The organism is Brevibacillus sp. HB2.2, from assembly GCF_013284275.1.
Classification (GTDB): Bacteria; Bacillota; Bacilli; order Brevibacillales; family Brevibacillaceae; genus Brevibacillus; species Brevibacillus brevis_D.
In genome coordinates this window covers 1-1,529 of the sequence record NZ_JABSUV010000090.1, presented here as the reverse complement: position 1 = coordinate 1,529, position 1,529 = coordinate 1, and the positions used below count along the sequence as shown (strand labels likewise).

The following is a 1,529-nucleotide window of genomic DNA, read 5'->3' as shown; positions in this document are numbered from 1 at the left end:
GTGGTTAAGTTACTAAGGGCACACGGTGGATGCCTTGGCGCTAGGAGCCGAAGAAGGACGCAGCGAACTGCGATAAGCCTCGGGGAGCGGTAAGCACGCTTTGATCCGGGGATCTCCGAATGGGGAAACCCACCATCTGTAATGGGATGGTATCCATCACTGAATACATAGGTGATGAGAAGGCAGACCCGGTGAACTGAAACATCTAAGTAGCCGGAGGAAGAGAAAACAATAGTGATTCCGTCAGTAGTGGCGAGCGAACGCGGAAGAGCCTAAACCGTCGGGTTTACCCGGCGGGGTTGTGGGGCGTCTCACATGGAGTTACAAAAGACGCGCGTAGGTGAACAGCTTGGGAAAGCTGACCATAGAGCGTGATAGTCGCGTAACCTAAACGCGCGTCTCTCCGAGACCAACCCCGAGTAGCGCGGGACACGTGAAATCCCGTGTGAATCTGGCAGGACCATCTGCTAAGGCTAAATACTACCTAGCGACCGATAGTGAACCAGTACCGTGAGGGAAAGGTGAAAAGCACCCCGGGAGGGGAGTGAAATAGTACCTGAAACCGTGTGCTTACAAATAGTCGGAGCCCGTTAAAAGGGTGACGGCGTGCCTTTTGTAGAATGAACCGGCGAGTTACGGTAGCGTGCGAGGTTAAGTTGAAGAGACGGAGCCGCAGCGAAAGCGAGTCTGAATAGGGCGATAGTACGCTGCCGTAGACCCGAAACCGTGTGATCTAGCCATGTCCAGGGTGAAGGTAGGGTAACACCTACTGGAGGCCCGAACCCACGCACGTTGAAAAGTGCGGGGATGAGGTGTGGCTAGCGGTGAAATTCCAATCGAACTCGGAGATAGCTGGTTCTCCCCGAAATAGCTTTAGGGCTAGCCTCGGAATTTAGAGTCTTGGAGGTAGAGCACTGATTGGACTAGGGGCCCTCATCGGGTTACCGAATTCAGTCAAACTCCGAATGCCAATGACTTATGTCCGGGAGTCAGACGGTGAGTGCTAAGATCCATCGTCAAAAGGGAAACAGCCCAGACCATCAGCTAAGGTCCCCAAGTATACGTTAAGTGGGAAACGATGTGGAGTTGCCCAGACAACCAGGATGTTGGCTTAGAAGCAGCCACCATTTAAAGAGTGCGTAATAGCTCACTGGTCGAGTGACTCTGCGCGGAAAATGTAACGGGGCTAAACGTATCACCGAAGCTATGGCAGTCCTTACGGACTGGGTAGGGGAGCGTTCCAAGCAGCAGTGAAGCCGTACTGGAAAGAGCGGTGGAGCGCTTGGAAGTGAGAATGCCGGTGTAAGTAGCGAAAAGACAAGTGAGAATCTTGTCCACCGAAAGCCTAAGGTTTCCTGGGGAAGGCTCGTCCTCCCAGGGTTAGTCGGGACCTAAGCTGAGGCCGAAAGGCGTAGGCGATGGACAACAGGTTGATATTCCTGTACCACCTCTGTTCCGCTTGAGCAATGGCGTGACGCAGGAGGATAGGGTGAGCGGCCTACTGGATGGCCGTCCAAGCAGTAAGTGTG

Annotated in this window: 1 rRNA gene; it reads left to right on the top strand. The window is 53.8% G+C overall.

The features are described from left to right. Positions 1-2: 2 nt before the first annotated feature. Positions 3-1,529 (top strand): 23S ribosomal RNA (locus tag HP401_RS29405); the annotation flags it as partial.